Annotated in this window: 20 protein-coding genes; 7 read left to right on the forward strand and 13 right to left on the reverse strand. The window is 39.7% G+C overall.

Annotated elements, in window-relative coordinates; translation table 11 throughout:
- Position 1: 1 nt before the first annotated feature.
- Positions 2-496, reverse strand: a complete 495-nt coding sequence (locus AC5NT5_RS16095) for a transmembrane cytochrome oxidase associated protein (protein WP_494514321.1) — start codon at positions 494-496, stop codon at positions 2-4.
- Positions 486-1,226, reverse strand: coding sequence for an SURF1 family protein (locus AC5NT5_RS16100; RefSeq protein WP_165724162.1), 741 nt, complete (start codon positions 1,224-1,226; stop codon positions 486-488). Before AC5NT5_RS16100 ends, AC5NT5_RS16095 begins: the two co-directional genes overlap by 11 nt.
- Before the next feature lie 14 nt (positions 1,227-1,240).
- On the opposite strand from AC5NT5_RS16100, the gene AC5NT5_RS16105 reads away from it, so the two are divergent.
- Positions 1,241-1,549 (forward strand): DUF2909 family protein, encoded by a 309-nt coding sequence (locus AC5NT5_RS16105; RefSeq protein ID WP_076915320.1) that lies wholly within the window; start codon positions 1,241-1,243, stop codon positions 1,547-1,549.
- Here the strand turns inward: AC5NT5_RS16105 and AC5NT5_RS16110 are convergent.
- The 5 genes from AC5NT5_RS16110 to lexA all read right to left on the reverse strand — a co-directional run bounded on the left by AC5NT5_RS16110 (position 1,452) and on the right by lexA (position 6,728).
- Positions 1,452-2,327: a cytochrome c oxidase subunit 3 gene (locus AC5NT5_RS16110; RefSeq protein WP_494514322.1), complete on the reverse strand. Its 876-nt coding sequence runs from the start codon at positions 2,325-2,327 to the stop codon at positions 1,452-1,454. The two genes, AC5NT5_RS16105 and AC5NT5_RS16110, sit on opposite strands and share 98 nt — an antisense overlap.
- A gap of 35 nt (positions 2,328-2,362) precedes the next feature.
- Positions 2,363-2,893 carry a cytochrome c oxidase assembly protein gene (locus AC5NT5_RS16115; RefSeq protein WP_494514323.1) on the reverse strand — a complete coding sequence of 177 codons (531 nt, stop codon included), beginning with the start codon at positions 2,891-2,893 and terminating at the stop codon, positions 2,363-2,365.
- Positions 2,893-4,485: a cytochrome c oxidase subunit I gene (gene ctaD, locus AC5NT5_RS16120; protein ID WP_007584944.1), complete on the reverse strand. Its 1,593-nt coding sequence runs from the start codon at positions 4,483-4,485 to the stop codon at positions 2,893-2,895. The genes AC5NT5_RS16115 and ctaD overlap by 1 nt, the downstream gene beginning before the upstream one ends.
- The gene (coxB, locus tag AC5NT5_RS16125; protein ID WP_494514324.1) at positions 4,485-5,627 is read right to left on the reverse strand and encodes a cytochrome c oxidase subunit II; all 1,143 of its coding nucleotides are present in this window, start codon (positions 5,625-5,627) and stop codon (positions 4,485-4,487) included. The genes ctaD and coxB overlap by 1 nt, the downstream gene beginning before the upstream one ends.
- Before the next feature lie 483 nt (positions 5,628-6,110).
- Complete coding sequence (gene lexA / locus AC5NT5_RS16130) at positions 6,111-6,728, reverse strand: transcriptional repressor LexA (RefSeq protein ID WP_024595093.1); 618 nt, start codon at positions 6,726-6,728, stop codon at positions 6,111-6,113.
- A gap of 167 nt (positions 6,729-6,895) precedes the next feature.
- Between lexA and AC5NT5_RS16135 the strand changes: the two genes are divergently transcribed.
- Positions 6,896-7,336: a PaaI family thioesterase gene (locus tag AC5NT5_RS16135; protein ID WP_002959621.1), complete on the forward strand. Its 441-nt coding sequence runs from the start codon at positions 6,896-6,898 to the stop codon at positions 7,334-7,336.
- Here AC5NT5_RS16135 and AC5NT5_RS16140 read toward each other — a convergent pair whose 3' ends face one another.
- Positions 7,337-7,717 (reverse strand): hypothetical protein, encoded by a 381-nt coding sequence (locus AC5NT5_RS16140; protein ID WP_024595094.1) that lies wholly within the window; start codon positions 7,715-7,717, stop codon positions 7,337-7,339.
- A gap of 313 nt (positions 7,718-8,030) precedes the next feature.
- Here AC5NT5_RS16140 and AC5NT5_RS16145 point away from each other — a divergent pair, with 313 nt between their 5' ends.
- Entirely contained in the window at positions 8,031-8,756 is a 726-nt protein-coding gene (locus AC5NT5_RS16145) for a hypothetical protein (RefSeq protein WP_494514325.1), read from the forward strand.
- A 62-nt stretch (positions 8,757-8,818) separates the two neighbouring features.
- Here the strand turns inward: AC5NT5_RS16145 and AC5NT5_RS16150 are convergent, their stop codons facing one another.
- Both AC5NT5_RS16150 and AC5NT5_RS16155 read right to left on the reverse strand, forming a co-directional pair.
- Positions 8,819-9,139 carry a chaperone modulator CbpM gene (locus AC5NT5_RS16150; protein ID WP_002959626.1) on the reverse strand — a complete coding sequence of 107 codons (321 nt, stop codon included), beginning with the start codon at positions 9,137-9,139 and terminating at the stop codon, positions 8,819-8,821.
- Positions 9,139-10,107, reverse strand: coding sequence for a DnaJ C-terminal domain-containing protein (locus tag AC5NT5_RS16155; protein ID WP_182755397.1), 969 nt, complete (start codon positions 10,105-10,107; stop codon positions 9,139-9,141). Before AC5NT5_RS16155 ends, AC5NT5_RS16150 begins: the two co-directional genes overlap by 1 nt.
- Before the next feature lie 231 nt (positions 10,108-10,338).
- Between AC5NT5_RS16155 and AC5NT5_RS16160 the strand changes: the two genes are divergently transcribed.
- The 3 genes from AC5NT5_RS16160 to AC5NT5_RS16170 all read left to right on the forward strand — a co-directional run bounded on the left by AC5NT5_RS16160 (position 10,339) and on the right by AC5NT5_RS16170 (position 13,071).
- Positions 10,339-10,992 carry an endonuclease gene (locus AC5NT5_RS16160; RefSeq protein WP_494514326.1) on the forward strand — a complete coding sequence of 218 codons (654 nt, stop codon included), beginning with the start codon at positions 10,339-10,341 and terminating at the stop codon, positions 10,990-10,992.
- Between the two features lie 100 nt (positions 10,993-11,092).
- Positions 11,093-12,700 carry a S41 family peptidase gene (locus AC5NT5_RS16165; RefSeq protein WP_182682740.1) on the forward strand — a complete coding sequence of 536 codons (1,608 nt, stop codon included), beginning with the start codon at positions 11,093-11,095 and terminating at the stop codon, positions 12,698-12,700.
- A complete protein-coding gene (locus AC5NT5_RS16170; RefSeq protein ID WP_494514327.1) occupies positions 12,700-13,071 on the forward strand; it encodes a hypothetical protein in 372 nt (123 codons plus the stop codon). Before AC5NT5_RS16165 ends, AC5NT5_RS16170 begins: the two co-directional genes overlap by 1 nt.
- 69 nt (positions 13,072-13,140) lie before the next feature.
- On the opposite strand, the gene hmpA is transcribed toward AC5NT5_RS16170, so the two are convergent.
- Together hmpA and AC5NT5_RS16180 are read right to left on the reverse strand one after the other, a co-directional pair.
- On the reverse strand, positions 13,141-14,322 hold the full coding sequence (gene hmpA, locus AC5NT5_RS16175) for an NO-inducible flavohemoprotein (RefSeq protein WP_494514328.1): 1,182 nt from the start codon (positions 14,320-14,322) through the stop codon (positions 13,141-13,143).
- Between the two features lie 20 nt (positions 14,323-14,342).
- Complete coding sequence (locus tag AC5NT5_RS16180) at positions 14,343-15,575, reverse strand: NnrS family protein (protein WP_494514329.1); 1,233 nt, start codon at positions 15,573-15,575, stop codon at positions 14,343-14,345.
- Positions 15,576-15,854: 279 nt separating this feature from the next.
- Between AC5NT5_RS16180 and norR the strand changes: the two genes are divergently transcribed.
- The gene (gene norR / locus AC5NT5_RS16185; protein ID WP_494514330.1) at positions 15,855-17,411 is read left to right on the forward strand and encodes a nitric oxide reductase transcriptional regulator NorR; all 1,557 of its coding nucleotides are present in this window, start codon (positions 15,855-15,857) and stop codon (positions 17,409-17,411) included.
- Positions 17,412-17,432: 21 nt separating this feature from the next.
- Here norR and AC5NT5_RS16190 read toward each other — a convergent pair whose 3' ends face one another.
- Positions 17,433-18,332, reverse strand: a complete 900-nt coding sequence (locus AC5NT5_RS16190; protein WP_138489798.1) for a LysR family transcriptional regulator — start codon at positions 18,330-18,332, stop codon at positions 17,433-17,435.
- Positions 18,333-18,377: the final 45 nt, after the last annotated feature.

The following is an 18,377-nucleotide window of genomic DNA, read 5'->3' on the forward strand; positions in this document are numbered from 1 at the left end:
GTTAGCTAGAACGAGAATAGTTAAGTAATTTTTTTAGATCTTTTAATAACCCTTTTTGTACTAAACGGTTTTCTTGTGGCTCGACCTTAAAGGGATATTCAAGTACCACTAACCCCATATGATCAATTAAATACAAACTTGCAGGATTTAAACTCTGTTGCTCGGTAATAATTTTCCATGGTAGGCTTTTATTGTCGGGGCTTCCCATTACAGCCATATCAACCTTGCCTTGGTTTTTACCAAGTGCCACATATAAGTTATTAAGTGCATTGAGCTGTTCGCTGCATGGGGTGTTACATTCGTTTGAATAATTAAGTGCGATAGTCCATTGTTTGGGATTATTTTGCGGCCAATTTTTAAGTTTTATTTCTTGGCTTAAAAACTCACCATTATTAGTAATTGCAGTAGGCAACCAATCAAACTTTAATGCGCCATATGCCAAAACTAATGGGATTGCACAGCAACCCACAAACAACAAAAGGGGATTATTTTTCATTATGTGTCCTTTTTTTACTCGCAAAAATAGCCACAACAGCACATGCAATAGCAATTAAAAACCATTGCAAAGCGTAGGCATTATGCTTTTGAGGGCTCATAACAACGGCCTCATAATGAGGTGTTGCAATCTCATCACCAGTACCTTGTCTGTAAGCCATAAAATTAATTAATGATTGCTGGCTTTGGGTGCTCAGCATATTCAAGTCGATAGATTGGATTCTTGTAGGTAAGTCGTTATTTGTAGTTTTATCTTCAAGCGTAAAGCTACTTAAGTTATTTTCTTTTATTTGCGCTTTAAGAATAAAAACACCTGTAGGCAGAGCAACCTTTGGCAGTGCATCTCTAGATATAGGCGCTTTTACCCATCCTAAATTAACTAAAATCACTTTTTCTTCGGTGTCTGGCTTTAGTAAAGCAAGTAAGTCGTACCCTACTTGTCCGTTATAAACTTGATTATCTAAAAGCCAATATTGGTTTTGTACAAACCGCCCTTTTAACTCAACCAATACACCAGTTTTGTTCCAGCTATCAGGCAAGTTAAGTAATTGAGACCAGCTCATCACACCACGAGTCTGTTGCTTAGCTATGGCGGTTAGTTGTTGCTGCTTTTGCTCACCTCGCTCCAACTGCCAAAACCCTAATCGCACACACACAAGTACAACAACCACAACCATACAAAGTGTGATTAGTGAGCTAAGCTTTTGTTTGTGCCATAAAACTAACTGCATAAAGGGTCAACTCAGTGATTATTAAAATTATTATCGTACTGTTGTTAATATTTATACTTTTTAACTTATTTAGAGCATTGTTTATTATGGTGTCAGGGAAAACAGGGGGACGACCTATGTCTCACTTTTTAGGTCGTCGCGTATTGTTTTCGGTAGTTGTTTTAGTTGTTGTTATTGCAGCGCTTAAACTTGGTTTTATTAAAGCAAATAATTCGCCAATAAACGCTACAGCACATATACAAATACAAACAAACACAGCCACACCACATCAACAAAGTGCCAATACCAAGCAGCTGCTTGAAAAGCAAAGTGCTTATCTTTAGTAAAGTGCCCTTTTAATATCCGTAAAAATATTACAAATAAAAGTACGGTTCCTAGCGTTACATGCATGCCATGAAAACCAGTCAATAAAAAAAACGTATTACCGTAAATACCCGCATCTAGCGTTAGATTAAGGTCATTATATGCATGCATGTACTCCTCAACTTGCAGCCCTAAAAAGCAAACGCCCAATAAAATAGTAGCGCCTAAAAAAACCTTAAGTGGAGTGCGTTTATTGTTTTCCATCGCTACGTGGGCAAAATGTAAAGTAACTGAGGAAGTAAGCAGTATTAAGGTATTTATAAGTGGTAAGCCTTGCCAGCCCATAGCTTGAGTAGTTTCGCCAGCAGGTGTTGAAACAAGCGGCCAAACGGCTTCAAAAGTAGGCCATAATACCTCGTTAGTCATTGCATTATTGCCTGCACCTCCAAGCCAAGGTACCGACAATACCCGTGCATAAAAAAGCGCACCAAAAAAGGCCATAAAAAACATAACTTCAGAAAAAATAAACCAGCTCATACCTTGTCTAAAAGAGCGATTCATTTGTGCTGAGTACAAACCTTGGTCCGATTCACTAATTACATTTTTAAACCAGCTAAACAACATATACACAAGCACAGCAATACCGGCATAAAGCAGATAAACCCCGCTACCACCTTCTTTACCTACACTCATAACAGTCAAGCCTGCCCCTACTGCAATAAAAAACAATGCAACAGCACCTACAATAGGCCACGGGCTTTGCTCAGGTACGTAATAATGCTCATATTCTTGATTCATTTTATTTACTCCTAGTTTCACACTAGTTTAAAAAGCTAGTTATTACTTGCCACCAGCTGTTCACTAATATCAAATACGGTATAAGATAAAGTTAATTCTTCAATATCGCTTGGCAGTGCGGTATCAACATAAAAAAGCAATTTAAATTCAAGTTCTTCCCCTGCTTTTAGAGGTTGCTGATCAAAGCAAAAACAGGCTATTTTATGTAAATACTTTGCCGCTTTACCTGGTGAGACTGATGGTACAGCCTGCATTACTTTATCTAGATTGCTGTTATTTTTAGCACTAAACATTACTTCACGCATTGCACCGGGTTTTACCACTACACTGTATTCTTTTGATTTAACTTTAAACGGTGCACCACTTTGTGCGTGAGTAGTAAAGCTAACGCCGACTTCTCGGTTTTGTACTATTTGTGTACTTTTCTCTGCTTGCTCAAGCGAAGGCTTTCCATTAAGCCCTGTTACATCACAAAACACGTCATACAAAGGTACTAAAGCAAAGGCAAAGGCAAACATGCCTATGCAAATAAGTACCAAACGTTTGAGTAGCGGTGCGTGTGTCATTACTTAATTACCGGCGGCGTAGAAAAAGTATGATATGGCGCTGGAGAGTCAACTTCCCACTCAAGGCCTTCTGCCCCTTCCCATACTTTTGCAGGCACTTTATCACCGCCACGCGCGCATTTAATTACCACAGCTACAAACAACAATTGCGATAAACCAAAGGCAAACCCACCAATACTTATGATTGCGTTAAAGTCGGCAAATTGAAGAGCATAATCGGGAATTCGACGCGGCATACCGGCAAGCCCCACAAAATGCATAGGAAAAAACAGTACGTTCACACTCACCAGCGATAGCCAAAAATGCCATTTAGCTAACGTGATATTAAACATGTTGCCTGTCCATTTGGGCAGCCAGTAATAAGCCCCTGCCATTATCGAAAATACAGCCCCTGTTACTAATACATAATGAAAGTGCGCCACTACAAAATAAGTATCGTGATATTGAAAATCAGCAGGTGTAATTGCCAGCATCAATCCCGAAAAACCACCCAAGGTAAACAGCACAATAAACGCAATACTAAAAAGCATTGGCACCTCAAAAGTTATTGAGCCTTTCCACATTGTGGCAACCCAATTAAATACTTTTACTCCTGTAGGTACCGATATAAGCATGGTCGCGTACATAAAAAACAACTCGCCAGCCACCGGCATCCCAGTGGTAAACATATGATGAGCCCATACAATAAAGCTCAATAGTGCTATGGAGGATGTGGCGTATACCATTGAGGCATAGCCAAAAAGTTTTTTACGAGAAAAGGTAGGTACTATTGTAGATATAATGCCAAAGGCAGGAAGAATCATAATGTATACTTCAGGGTGACCAAAAAACCAAAAAATGTGTTGGAACATCACCGGGTCGCCACCGCCTGCGGCATCAAAAAAGCTCGTCGCAAAGTACTTATCGGTAAGTACCATAGTGACAGCCCCTGCAAGTACTGGCATTACGGCTATTAATAAAAAGGCAGTAATTAACCACGTCCATACAAATAAGGGCAACTTCATCCATGTCATGCCGGGGGCACGTAAGTTCACTATGGTTACAATCACATTGATTGCGCCCATTATTGAGCTAATCCCCATAATATGTACGGCAAATACAAACAATGCAGTATTATCATTACTGTATGTTGTAGACAGTGGTGCATAAAAAGTCCAGCCAAATGCAGGACCCCCACCAGGCATAAATAACGATGCCAATAGGATTAAAAACGCAAACGGTAAAATCCAAAAGCTCCAGTTATTCATTCTTGGCAATGCCATATCTGGCGCGCCAATCATGAGTGGTATCATCCAGTTAGCAAGGCCTGTAAAGGCGGGCATAACCGCACCAAACACCATAATTAAACCATGCACTGTGGTCATTTGATTAAAAAAGTGAGGGTCGACCAACTGTAAACCTGGTTGAAATAATTCAGCCCTGATCACCATAGCCATTCCACCACCAATTAAGAACATGGTCAGCGAAAAAATTAAATATAAACTACCTATATCTTTATGATTAGTTGTGTAAAGCCAGCGTTTAAAACCTTTAGCTGGGTGATGAGCATGATGAGCTTCATTGGCGTTAGGTTGTTCTACTATGCTACTCATTAGTTCGCCTCCACTTTGGCATCAAGAGCTGCCTGTATTTGACTCGGTTGAATAACATCACCCGTATCATTACCCCACGCATTACGTTTATAAGTAATAACCGCAGCTAATTGCTTTATAGATAACTGTTTGGCAAATGCTTGCATTGCCGTACCGGGTCGTCCGTGGATAACTACATCAATGTGATCTTTTATATCGCCAAGCACTATCGGGCTGCCTTTAAGTGCAGGAAATACACCCGGTAACCCCATGCCTGTAGGTTGATGACATGCAGCACAATTAGCCATATATACTTGTTCGCCTAAAGTCATTAACTCTTTTTTTGGGAGGGTTTTATCAAGTAATGCGGCATCTGCTAATGCTGCTTTTTGTTTAGCCTGCTTTGCATCTGCAAGCCATGTTTTAAAATCAGCTTCAGATTTAGCGACCACCACAACGGGCATAAAGCCATGGTCTTTACCACACAACTCAGCACATTGGCCTCGGTAAGTACCTTCTTCGTTTATGTTCGTCCATGTTTCATTTATAAAGCCGGGGTTCGCATCTTTTTTAACTGCAAAATCAGGTACCCACCAAGAGTGAATAACATCATCAGAAGTCATTAAAAATCGTACTTTTTGATTTATTGGCAGTACAAGAGGCTTATCAACCTCAAGTAAGTAGTTAGGGTTTTTATCTGCAAGATTCGCGATTTCATCTTGCGGGGTAGATAAAATAGAGTAGAACTCTACATCTTCGCCCATATATTCATAATGCCATTTCCATTGCGAACCCGTAATTTTAATAGTGAGATCAGCTTTGCTGGCATCTTCCATTGCAATTAAGGTTTTAGTGGCTGGTACTGCCATAGCAATTAAAATAACAAACGGAATTGCAGTCCAAAGTATTTCTACTTTAGTGCTTTCGTGAAATTGGGCAGGTACAGCCCCTTTAGATTTACGGTGATGAATAAGTGCCCAAAACATAATTGCGAACACTATCACCCCAATCACACAACATATTATAAATATGGTCATGTGCAGCTGATATACATTATTGCTTATATCGGTTACGCCTTTGCGCATATTGTATTGGCTGTTAGCCAAAACTGGGTGCGAAAAAACACATAATATAAGCCACAAGGTAGAGGTCAGTTTACCCATGTGACGGCTCCTTTGATGCTATTGCGAATGCAAAGCGAAGAGGCATACGGCTTAAACGCCAATTCGTTATTTTTATTTTTTTAGCCAATCTCATTTAATATTGATTGGTTTTGCTGCGCCAACAACGAGTTTGTGTATATTGTGTGTTCTCAAAACTAAAAAGCTGTGAGTTATTATTAGCTCAGCACATTAACAACTAGCTAAAAAACGAACAAGAAGCAAGTTTTAGTATAAAAAACAATCAGGTGATATTGAATAATTAATAAAAAATCGGTAATCAACTGGGCAACAGAAAGTTCAAAATATGAGCAAAACAAAGGGGTTTAACGCATTCGGAGGGGGAAAATATAAGTGCAAAAAAGTTTACAGCTTAAATAGTCAGTGGGCTGTTTACGCCCTATTTTTAGTGCGAATTTAAAACAGAAAATGCGTACTAATTAGTACGCATTTATAAAACTGCTTGTTTAAAAGCTATTTTTAAAGTCACATCCAATCAGCGTTTCTTATAACGCCAACGGCTAAGCCTTCAATATTAAAAGACTCATTCTCAAGATCTACTTCAATAGAGTCAAAATCGTCGTTTTCAGCATGAAGTAATACTTTACGACCCGCTTTCTCAAGACGTTTTACAGTTACGTCTTCGTCTAGGCGGGCAACAACAACTTGTCCGTTTTCAGCGGTTTGAGTACGATGTACAGCAAGTAAATCACCATCCATAATACCAATATCTTTCATGCTCATACCGTTAACGCGTAGTAAAAAATCTGCAGCCGGTTTAAACATTAATGGATCGATTTTGCAGTGACTTTCAACGTGCTCTTGCGCCAAAATAGGTGAACCAGCAGCAACACGCCCTATAAGCGGTAAACCTAATTGTTCTGGCTCTTCTTCTTCAATTAATTGAATACCACGGCTTGCACCTGGTTTCATTTTAATTGCGCCTTTTTTAGCAAGTGCTTTTAAATGTTCTTCAGCAGCATTGGCACTTTTAAAACCTAATGTTTGCGCTATTTCAGCACGTGTAGGAGGCATACCAGTGTCTTTAATAAAAACTTTAATTAGTTCGAGTATTTGAGCTTGGCGGTTCGTTAATGGTCGCATACAACTGGTTTTCCATACAGTACATTTAACTGTGAGTATATACAGTTAAATAAAAATCGCAAATTTAAATTAAGCCTTAAAATAGCTAAAGTAATTTCACTTGTGTACATTTTAGGGATATAACTAAAGCTGGGTTTATAAATGATTAAAAATGCAAAGGAGACATTATGAGTATTTGGTACCAGCCCATCACCTTAGAGCTGTGCAAGCAGTTAGAGCAAGGCGTTAATGGCCAAGGAACATTAATGAAAACTATGGGGATAGAAGTCACAGAAATTGGCGATGATTATTTGGTTGCCACAATGCCGGCAATTCCTGAGCATCATAACCCAATGGGGATGGTTCACGGCGGTGCTAACGTTGTACTTGCCGAAACAGTTGCCAGCTATGCCGCTAACTTTGTTGTTGATTTTACTAAATTTTACTGTGTAGGGCAGGAGATTAGCGCAAGTCATTTAAAAGCATCTCGCAACGGCACTTTAACAGCAACGGCAAGAGCATTTCATATAGGTAAACGTAGTTCAGTGTGGGAAATAAAAATTACAAATAGCCGCAATGAGCTGTGCTGCGTATCAAAAATGACCGCAGCAGTCGTAGAGCGAAGATAGTTACTTTTCGATTGGGTAAATAGTAATTTCCATACCCGCACCAATCGCAGATATACGCAATAATGTATCTGCATCTAAGGCTTGATTAAAGCACTTAGGAGAAGTCCCTGATTCAAAACCAATATCAAACGTTCTACGTGAACAGCTTAACCATTGCTTTAGCGCGTTACGCGAACACGATTCAATAAGCTCACATATATGGTTTATGGCTTTATCAGGTGTGCTCACCTCACCTGTAGCTTCAATACGCGCTAGTTGACGGTATTCGTCTTTGTCATAATGTAAAATCGTCGCGACTTTTTTCAAGTCCGCCACTAGCAAACTAATATCTTGCTTTGATTCAAGCTCAAGATCTACATTTAAAAATTGAATTTCCGACATCGTTTCGTATTTATCCTCTAATAATTTCATTGCAAACTTTAACGCAGTTTTACCGTTATACCAAATCAACTATGCTCTATTAACCACTTTATATGGATATTTCGCAGCTTTTAAGTATTTTTTAGCATTTAAAGCTAGCTGGGTATCAAACATCTAGCTCAATTAAACAAATAAGTCATGTTAGGAATTTAAGTGTAATCTTTTTTATTTTTAAATGATTACAGTAAGCTATAGTTTAAACTGCGACAAAATGTCGCAGTAACTTATCCTATTAATGTAATAAACTAGCCTCTAAAAATAATAAGACTAAAACATGAATAAAAAAATATTTAAGCATGCTCGCAAGTTACATAAATGGTTAGGTTATTTATTAGCACTACAAATTTTAGCATGGTTACTAGGTGGTTTAATTATGAGTGCAATCCCTCTTGATAAAGTTCATGGGGAGCATCTTGCTACACGTACTCTCAATAATCCATTTACGCAGGCTGATTATATTGCTTCCCTTGACGATATTGCCTCTCAGGTGGTTAATCCAACACAAATAATTTTTGAGAACTTCTTAACTACACCACTTATTACTGTCTTTAGTAATAACGAGCAGCAAAGCTTCAATGGCATAACAGGCCGACCATTTGAACCGCCAACTAAAATACAAATTACCGCAAATGCTAAAGCACACTTACTTATTGATGCTCAAGTAACAAGCGCTGTACTACTAAAGCAAGGTATGCGAGAAGTTGGATATAAAACCAATGTTTGGCAGGTACAATTTGACGACACATTTAACACAACACTGTACTTGTCAGAAAATAACGGCAAAGTTGTCACCGTTCGCAGCACGCTATGGCGAATATTCGACTTTTTTTGGATGTTACATATTATGGATTACGATGAGCGAGAGGATTTTAATAATCCGCTGCTTATTAGTTTTGCAGCAACCAGCGTACTTTTTTGTTTAAGTGGAATATTATTACTTATACAAAATATACGACTAAAACGATTTATCCGAATTAAAAATAAGAATAAATCAAAGTAGTCATATTGGTTTTTGAGAGCTAGCGCCCACTTATCAAAGAGTAAATAAGCCTAGGGCTTATTTTATTCCAAGTGCTTAAATCGACTCAAATGTCGCTTTAACATTTCGTTTTCGAAAATCAACTCATCACGCTCATCCAGCAATTGTAAAACTAAAGCTATTGCCGACCAATCTAACGAAAAGTCATGCTGGATACGGGCCGCTTTTTTAACTAAGGTCACTGCAGATACCGTAAATTGCCACTGCGTAACATGCTCCCCCTCAATTGGAACCGCAATATTATGCTCAACTAGCTCATATAAAATTGCTTCGCTAATATCACTGCTCAAACATAGCTCTTTGCTAGTAAGTAAATCGTCTTTTTGTGTCACGATAATTTGCATTATGGCTTGCTCCAGTTATTACGGGGATCAAAGTGAGCTTTTTCGGCTAATTCTTCCCACAGTTTTTTACTGGTATCATCAACAGATGTTGGATTAACAATTTTAAGCACAGCAAATAAGTCACCTTTAGCTTTTTTACTCATTAATCCCTTACCTTTAATACGCAAGCGTTGACCAGACTGACTATTAGAAGGAATAGTTAATTGGATATTACCTGTCAACGTAGGTAAATTTAGCTTTGTACCAAGAGCCGCTTCCCATGGTGCAAGAGGGACAACTATATTTAGGTTATGACCCTCAACATCAAATAATGGATGAGGCACTAAACTAATTTGTAAATACAAGTCGCCATTTTGCCCATTCGCTGATCCTAACCCGCCTTGCCCTTTTAGTCGAATTCGCTCGCCATTTACTGAGCCTGCAGGAATTTTCACTTTAAGTGATTTTTTAATTTCAGTAACACGGCCACTGCTGTCTCGCTGCGGTAGCATAAACTCAACAGGCTTCACGGTATCAACTAAAGTCTCTTCAAGAAAAATTAGGAACTCTATTTCCACATCTTGTCCTTTTTGCGCGCGAGCGGCGTTACTTCTGCTTTGCCCGGAACGATCGAATCCACCAGCCCCGCCAAACATTGAATTAATAAAGTCAGAAAACTCTTGGTCGGTTTGAGGATCGCTTTGCTGGTAATTACTTTGCGAAGAGGCATTGTTACCGCCATAATGGCCTTGCTGTTGACGAGCACGATTTTGTTGGTGACGACGTAACTCGTCGTATTTTACACGTTCTTCTTTGTTATGAATGACTTCGTAAGCTTCTGCTATTTCTTTAAACTTATCTTCTGCTTGAGGCTCTTTGCTTACATCTGGGTGATATTTTCTGGCTAACTTTTTATAAGCTACTTTAACCGCTTTATCATCTGCATCAGGCGATATTCCAAGCACTGCATAATAATCAACAAATTTCATTTGCAATCCAAATCCTCATATTGAGTAAGCTTTAAGCATACTCCTTAACGGGTAACCTTGTGTGGTTAAAATACGATAAATAGTGAGAAATAAATGAATAGTGAAAATAACTTTGAGTAAAAAATTAATCAGGCACTTTTTTGTAATATAAGCGTAGGCCTTAAGTTAACTTTATCTTTTATCTTCAAGGCTTTAAACTGCCTATTCCTGTAGTTCACATTTGTGATGGATATGACTCGATTTATTCTGGCCTTATTGGCTTGTTGTGTGTGCGTTTCGGTATCAGCCGAACAATTTACCCGTTTTTCAACGGCTAAAAAACATTTAATTAAAACCCTACCTGACAACGCCAAAAGCATTTACTGCGGCTGTGATATTAAAAAAGAAGGCAAAAAACTCGTTCCTGATCCGTCTAACTGTGGTTACATTCCTCGAAATACCCTTACCCGCTCAGGCAAAGTAAATGTGCGAGCACTACGCATTGAGTGGGAGCACATTGTTCCGGCGTGGGAATTTGGTCACCAGCTACAATGCTGGCAAGATGGCGGGCGTAAAAACTGCCGTAAAGTAAGTGCTAAATTTAGAAAAATGGAAGCTGATATAAATAACTTAGCGCCAGCTATTGGCGAAATTAATGCCGATCGCTCTAATTATCGTTTTGGTATGCTTAGCGAAAACGCCACACAATATGGCCGTTGCGAAGTAAAAGTAAACTTTAAGCAACGTGTAGTTGAACCGCCTGTTTATGCACGAAAACGTATAGCTGACACCTACGCTTACATGCAAAAAACATACGGTTTAAAAATCTCTGATAAACAGCAAAAGTTATTTAATGCATGGCAAAAGCAAGCATTCGCAGATACAAGTAGTGCGAGTAAGCTCTAAGCTTTAACACTCATTTACATAAATCAAAGTTATAAATGTTGAATAAACGAGCGAGTGTTGTAATATTTTAAACAACTTATTTACAAAAAAGCCCTTACCTATGTTTAAAAATAATAAAACCTCGCTTGCCATTTTCACTGCATTTGCGGGCTTTGCTTTGACCGGTTGTGGCGGCGGTGGTAGCGGCATCGACTCAGCCCCTGTAGTTACAACACCTGTTAGTAGCAGTCCAACATGGACTGCGGGTGTATTTGAACCCTCTAACGATTTAAAAAACTTTTGCGAAACCCCGCGTACGGGTAACGATCCCTTTAATAACAACGAGCCTTACCCAGATCAAGCCGGTTCTGCCCTTTACGAAAAACTCTGGCTTCGCTCTTGGAGCGACGAAACCTACCTTTGGTATGATGAGATTGCCGATAACGATCCTGAAAGCTTTGCCACAGTAGCCGATTATTTTGCCCAATTAAAAACAGAGCAGCTTACCGACTCAGGGGCAAAAAAAGATAACTTTCATTTTTCAGAACCTACTGAAGATTACTTTCAAGAAGCGCAATCGGGCGTTACTTCTGGTTACGGTATAAATTGGGCGTTTATTGGCGATACAGCCGACCGTATTTTACGCGTTGCTTATCTTGAAGATGATTCACCTGCAAGCCAAATAGGCTTTCAACGTGGTGATACTGTACTTTCAGTTGACGGTGTTAGCATTAATACCAATACACAGTCGGGTGTAGATACGCTTAACGAAGGCTTATTTAGCCCAACTAACGGCGACTCACATACTATTGTTGTACGCAGTAACGATGGCGCCGAAAAAACATTTAATGTAACCGCTGGCAATATTGAACAAACACCGGTTCAAAATGTTAAAACGATTACAACCGCAAATGGTTCAAGCGTGGGTTACATGCAATTTAATAGCCATATAAGCATTGCCCAAGAAGGGCTTATTGATGCGGTAAATAAGTTTAAAACCGATGGTATTGATGAGCTTGTAATCGACTTTAGATATAACGGTGGTGGTTTATTAGCACTGTCGGCACAATTGGCTTATATGGTTGCCGGTAATGCCAACGTTAACAACCGCTTTTATTATCAAACTCAACAAAACGATAAACAACCCGTTGATTCGCCTTTTCCATTTATTGATGAAGAAATAGATTACTCTACTTTTTTTAGCACAGGTGAAAACCTACCTGATTTAAACTTATCGAAGGTTTATGTATTAAGCACATCAGGCACCTGTTCGGCATCAGAAGCTTTTATTAATGGTTTAAAAGGTATAGACGCAGAAGTTATTTTAATTGGCGACACAACCTGCGGTAAGCCCTATGGCTTTACCCCAACTCATAACTGCGCAACAACCTATTACACTATTCAATTTAGTGGGGTAAATAGCAAAGGATTTGGCGAATACGCTGCGGGTTTTACACCAACCCCTACGCCACAATTTGATGCTGATGTTCAAGGTTGTGAAATTGAGGACGACTTTGATCATCAGTTAGGCGACAGTGACGAGGCCGTTTTAGCCACCGCATTATTTCATGTTGAAAATGGCAGTTGTCCAATTAGAACGGCTGCTGCAAAAGCAGAACCAGCTAATTTTTCAAGCTCTCGTGAATCTCTCATTCCTTTAAATATGCCTGAGCAATTTACCCAGCGTAATATGGACTTAACTTGGCCAACACTGAGTGAGGAAAGGTAATGGCTAAATTATTACTCCCATTAGCTACCTTATTCGCTTTAGGTGGATGCCAAAGTGTAAATAGTGAGCCCGCTAAACCCGCTATATTAACGAGCGTTAATTCTTGCGTTATTACAACACTACAACAGGCAATTCAACAAGCTAAGGGAGGCGCATTAGTAACACTTTCCGATTCCGTATTTACTAAACGTAGCGAACTGCTAATTGATCATGCAATGAGTAAAGGGTCTGATGGCAGAGTAATTATGGGCGCGCATAATATAAAATCTGAAAAGTTTATTTTGCAGCTACGTAATAACCAATGCGAGCTTTACTATCCTAAAAAAGAGCTTACTACAGTACTTAAAGGTGTGACCTGTAAAGAATTATAAGGCACTTTAAAGTTTATAAAAAAGGCGTGCAGCATATCGCTGCACGCCTTTTTCTATTTTAAAGCGTTATTACAAGTCTTCATGCGGGCCAAACACTTCATAATGAATCTGCTCGTCTTTAACACCTAGTTCAAGTAACTGGTTTTTTATAAATACCATAAAACCGACAGGACCACATAAATAAAAGTCGCCATTACTTAATGGTAGCTGTGTTTCTATTACGCTTAAGTTCATTAACCCAGTAAAGTCAGCGCCCCCTGCCGCTTGGTTAAACCACGTTATTGTTTTCAAGCGGTTATTCTGTGCTGTTAGATCATATAAATATTTTGAAAACGAGTGCTGCTGATTATTTTCGCAGGCATGTAAATACATAATCTCTTGATTAGAGTTGTCACTTAATAACGTTTCAAGCATAGCCAGCATTGGTGTTTGCCCAACACCTGCTGAAATGAGTACCGCTGGGTTTGTGTTATTGCGTAAAAAGAAGTCTCCTGCCGGCGGGTATAACTCAACAATAGTGCCTTGCTCTAATGAGTGTAAATAATTAGACACCATACCAAGCTTTGGCTGTAGCTCTTTTTTAACACTAATACGGTAGTTTTTAGCGTTACTTTTTTGCGAAATAGAATACTGGCGAATTTCTTCATATTCAGCGCCCCCTGGCTTAACTTTAATACCTAAATACTGTCCTGGTTTATGTGTAATAACAGCTTCGCCATCAACTGGCGTAAGTGTAAAGCTTGTTACTAGTTCTGATTCAGCCTGTTTGTTGGTTATTTTAAATTGGCGAGTTCCCGCCCAACCACCGTGTTTATTTTTACTGTGCTCATACAAAGCAGCTTCTTCGGTTATACAGATATCAGCAAGTACGCCGTAAGCTTCGCGCCAAGCGTATTCAACATCGGGAGTAAATTGCTCAGGAAGAAGCTCTTTAAGCGTACCAATTAAGTGTGCACCTACAATAGGGTAATGCTCAGGTAAAATATTCAAGCTTGTATGCTTATGATTAATACGTGTTAGCGCTTCTTTTAATACAGCTAAATTATCAATATTTTGTGCATACGCAGCCAATGCATTAAAAAGTGCAAATTGCTGACGACCTGTATCTTGATTCACCATATTAAAAATATTTTTAAGCTCAGGATTATGACTAAATAAACGCTTATAAAAATGATTGGTAACAACCGTACCCGCCTGCGCTAATAACGGAACAGTACTTTTTACGATCTCAATGGTTTTATCAGATAACATATGTATTTCCTATGGATGAACTAACCACGACGCCCATCAACACGACGCCGCGTTAATATAGGTGTGCAGTGAATTAAAAATAATGAAAAAGCTACTAACCACAGCAAAGCACTTATTTGCCAAGCTAAGTGTGGTCCAATAACAAAAGGGAGTAATGAGCGAGTAATAGCGGCTACTAACACAAGTGCAAAAGCAACAGCCATGTAATGAGGAATAGCGAGTGTACGCCCTGTATGACCATGCGATACACGCGTCATCATTGCTAAAATCATCATACCTATTGTGCCAATAGTGATTAAGTGCAGCGCATCTTTAAATTGTATTGCACTGCTATAAAAGCTAAATGCAACCATCATTAACCCTACGCCTAACGCTAAGTAGGAAAAATGTAAAGACCATAACAACGGCACTCTCAATACCTTGCTATCCCACCAACAACCAGCCCTAAGCAGGTGAAGCGCAGCAACAGTTGCAACAACTAACGCAGGATTAATCGTGTTCAAAAACAACTTGTTGATGAAAAATAAAGTGATAGCCACAATAGATAAATACATCACCGCTTTATCTATTTTAGGAGTGCGAACTTGTGCGGCTAAACCTAAACCTTTAGCGGTAAAAAATGGTAAAACGCGGCCCGCAACAATGCCAACTAGTAAAGTAATTACCAGTACTGCGGTATCAACCACACCAAGTGCAAGCTGCATGTTTTGTTGTAAAACAAGTATTAAATACAATACATTGAGCCCACAAAGCACAGCTAAAATAGCTAAAAACGGATAGTTACTTTTGCTATTGGCTTTTAATAACATATTAGCCAACGCGGTTATGGCGCCTAGCCACCAAATAACTTGTAATGTAAGTGCAGCATATAAATTAAAATGAGTAATATCTGGCAGTGCTACAAAAAATGCTAAGCGCGCTGCAAGCCATATAAACGTAAGCCACATAAGGGCTTTGCCACTTATACTCGGCACGCCTGTCCACGTTTGTGCTGCGGTAAGTAAAAAGCCAACAGCTACAACTCCTGCAAAGCCAAACAGCATTTCGTGCGCGTGCCATAATGTCGCAGGTATCGATAAGTGCCAACTTGTATGGCCTGTTAAAATAAGTAGCCAATACCCCACTGACAAAAATGCCAATAAGCCACCGCCTAAAAAGAAAGGCCTAAAAGCTAGCATCCATAACGGCCATTGAGATACTTGATGAATAGCAACGCGTGCTGGCATTGGCTCTGTTAAGTTTATAGGGCGCATTATTTTATTTCCTGCCCTACACCATACTGAGCAAAAAAGTATTCAGCGCACGCTAGTGCCTCATGCAGTGAACTAAACTGTGTTTGATTATTTAAATTATTCAGCATTAGTGTGTTCATGGCGATCTCTGTAACTAACTACGTTACTTAGCTATTACACATACTGTGCCAACAAGTTTAATTAATTAAATTCAACAAGTTAAATTAAATCACTTTACAGTGTGAGTCTTTATGACCTACTATAAATTAACTCATAAAAACACAAATAGGTCATTTTGACGTGAACCAGCAATTCAACCTTACACAAGTTGCTCTAGAGCTTGCTCAAAGTACACTACACGAGCATAGCTTTGATCAATTACTAGCAACGGTTGAGCGGGTTATTCCTAGTGATGCAAGTGCGTTATTAGTGCTTCAGGGCGAACAATTAAAACCCCTGGCAATTAAAGGATTAATGCCCGACAGTTTAGGCAGACGATTTAAAATAGTAGAACACCCTCGCCTAGAAGCTATTTGCAAAAGCACACTCGCGCTTCAATTTGCGCACGACTGCCCACTACCCGATCCATACGACGGATTGCTATTAGCTAAAACCGGCGACATACCGGTACATGCATGTTTAGGTTTACCTCTTTATGATAAAAACGCGCTACTTGGCGTACTTACGTTTGATAGCCTTAACGCCAATGCATTTAACAGCATAAGCGCTGATACACTCAATACCTTACAAACGCTGTGTAGCGCGCACTTTAAAACGGCCTTAGAACTTGCCCATTACAAACAGCATGCACAGCACTCAAGTGCATTAGTACAAGAACTAAATCGTGAAGCATTAACACGGGACGGCGGTGAAATTATTGGCCAAAGTCCGCTAATGCAAACACTTAAAAACGACATTAAACTCGTTGCAGCATCTAACTTTAGCGTGCTGATATTAGGTGAAACAGGGGTAGGGAAAGAACTTGTTGCGCGTAACATTCACTTAAATTCAGCTCGAAAAGATCAACCGCTTATTCACTTAAATTGTGCCTCGCTTCCCGAAAATCTTGCCGAAAGTGAATTTTTTGGTCATGCGAAAGGGGCTTTTACAGGCGCACAAAATTCGCGCCAAGGTAAATTTCAATTAGCTGATGGCGGCACGTTATTTTTAGATGAAATTGGCGAACTGCCCCTGGCCATGCAAAGTAAACTATTACGAGTGCTACAAAGTGGCGAAATACAAACGGTAGGAGAAGACACGCCAAAGTACGTAGATGTACGCGTCGTTGCTGCAACCAACAGAAATTTAAAAGAAGAAGTAGCTCAAGGTCGCTTTAGAGCCGATTTATACCATCGCCTCAGTGTCTACCCTATTACTGTGCCACCACTTAGTAAACGCGAGCACGACATAACACTCTTAGCTGGTTATTTTATTGAGCAAACAGCCCGTAAATTAGGGATAAAACAATTAAAACTAAGCCCCGAAGCGCAAGCATTGCTTAATCAGTACAGCTGGCCAGGTAACGTTCGCGAGCTTGAACATGTCATTAGCCGCAGCGCCCTAAAAGCAAAACAAAGCCAATGGCAAAATCCAATAATAACTATTACAAGCGAGCACTGTGATTTAACACCGAGTGCGCTGCAACCCCCTATAGCAGAGAGCCGAAGTACAGCGAACGCCTTAATCAACCAACCTTTAAAACAAGCTGTAGAATCGTTGCAATACAACATAATTACCGAGCAATTAAAACAGCATAACTACAACTGGTCGGCAGCAGCAAGAGTACTTGAATTAGATAGAGCAAACTTAGTACGCTTGGCTAAACGCCTAGGAATAGAAGTAAAAAAAATACTATAATCATTTAAAATACAGCTAAAACTATTGATTAGCAGCTAACTTACTAAAGTGTGTTTTTAACAACCCTGCAAAAGCTTGTACTTTAGCAGTACGATGCACTAAGTGATGCGTGACTAACCATACATCGGTAGGCCAGCTTAACTCACTGTGCAATATAGGCACTAAATCAGGATATTGCGCCGCTACGTCATGTTGTAATCCGCCAATGCCTAGCCCTTTAATGATTGCACGAGTCGCTTCTGCAGTTTCAGATACTCGCAGCTTTATTTGCGATGCAGGAATGTGCTCATCAGCCCATGCAAAATAAGGCACGCGGGCATTAAAACCTGCCACGCCCGATACAAAGTTATGTTGTTGTAAATCAATTAATAATTTAGGCATACCGTATTTATTAATGTAACGTTTATTAGCGTATAAACCCGATGAAAGCTGCGCCAAATGCTGAGCAATATAATCGCCTTCATCAGGTCTTGGGCCTGCACGCACTGCAATATGTGCTTGTCCGTGATCGAGCCTTAGCCTTTTTTGTTCTAAAATAACCTCAAGCTGCACTTGTGGATGTAGCGCCTGAAATTGCTCACATACATCACCAAGGACATCCATGAAGCCACTTACCGTCGTTAGCAACAAACTACCTCTAAGGGTGCTATCGGCCGCTACTATATCGTTATGTAACTGCTCTAAGGAGCTATGGATTGTTTGTGCTGTTGCAAATAACTTGGTGCCAATTTCAGTAACCTTGTAGCCACGAGCATGGCGATGAAAAAGCCGTGCATTTAAGTTTTTTTCAAGATTATTAATTCGCCTAAGCACTGTGCTGTGGTGCACATTAAGCTCCTCGGCCGCTGCTGTTAGCGTGCCTAACCGTGCCACTTCAAACGCAACTTTAACGTCTTGCCAATCTTCAAATTTTATCGCCATGCTGCCTACCTTTTACTTATGTGCATATACGCACACAAGTGTTGC

It is taken from the genome of Pseudoalteromonas sp. J2K-J599, assembly GCF_059295115.2.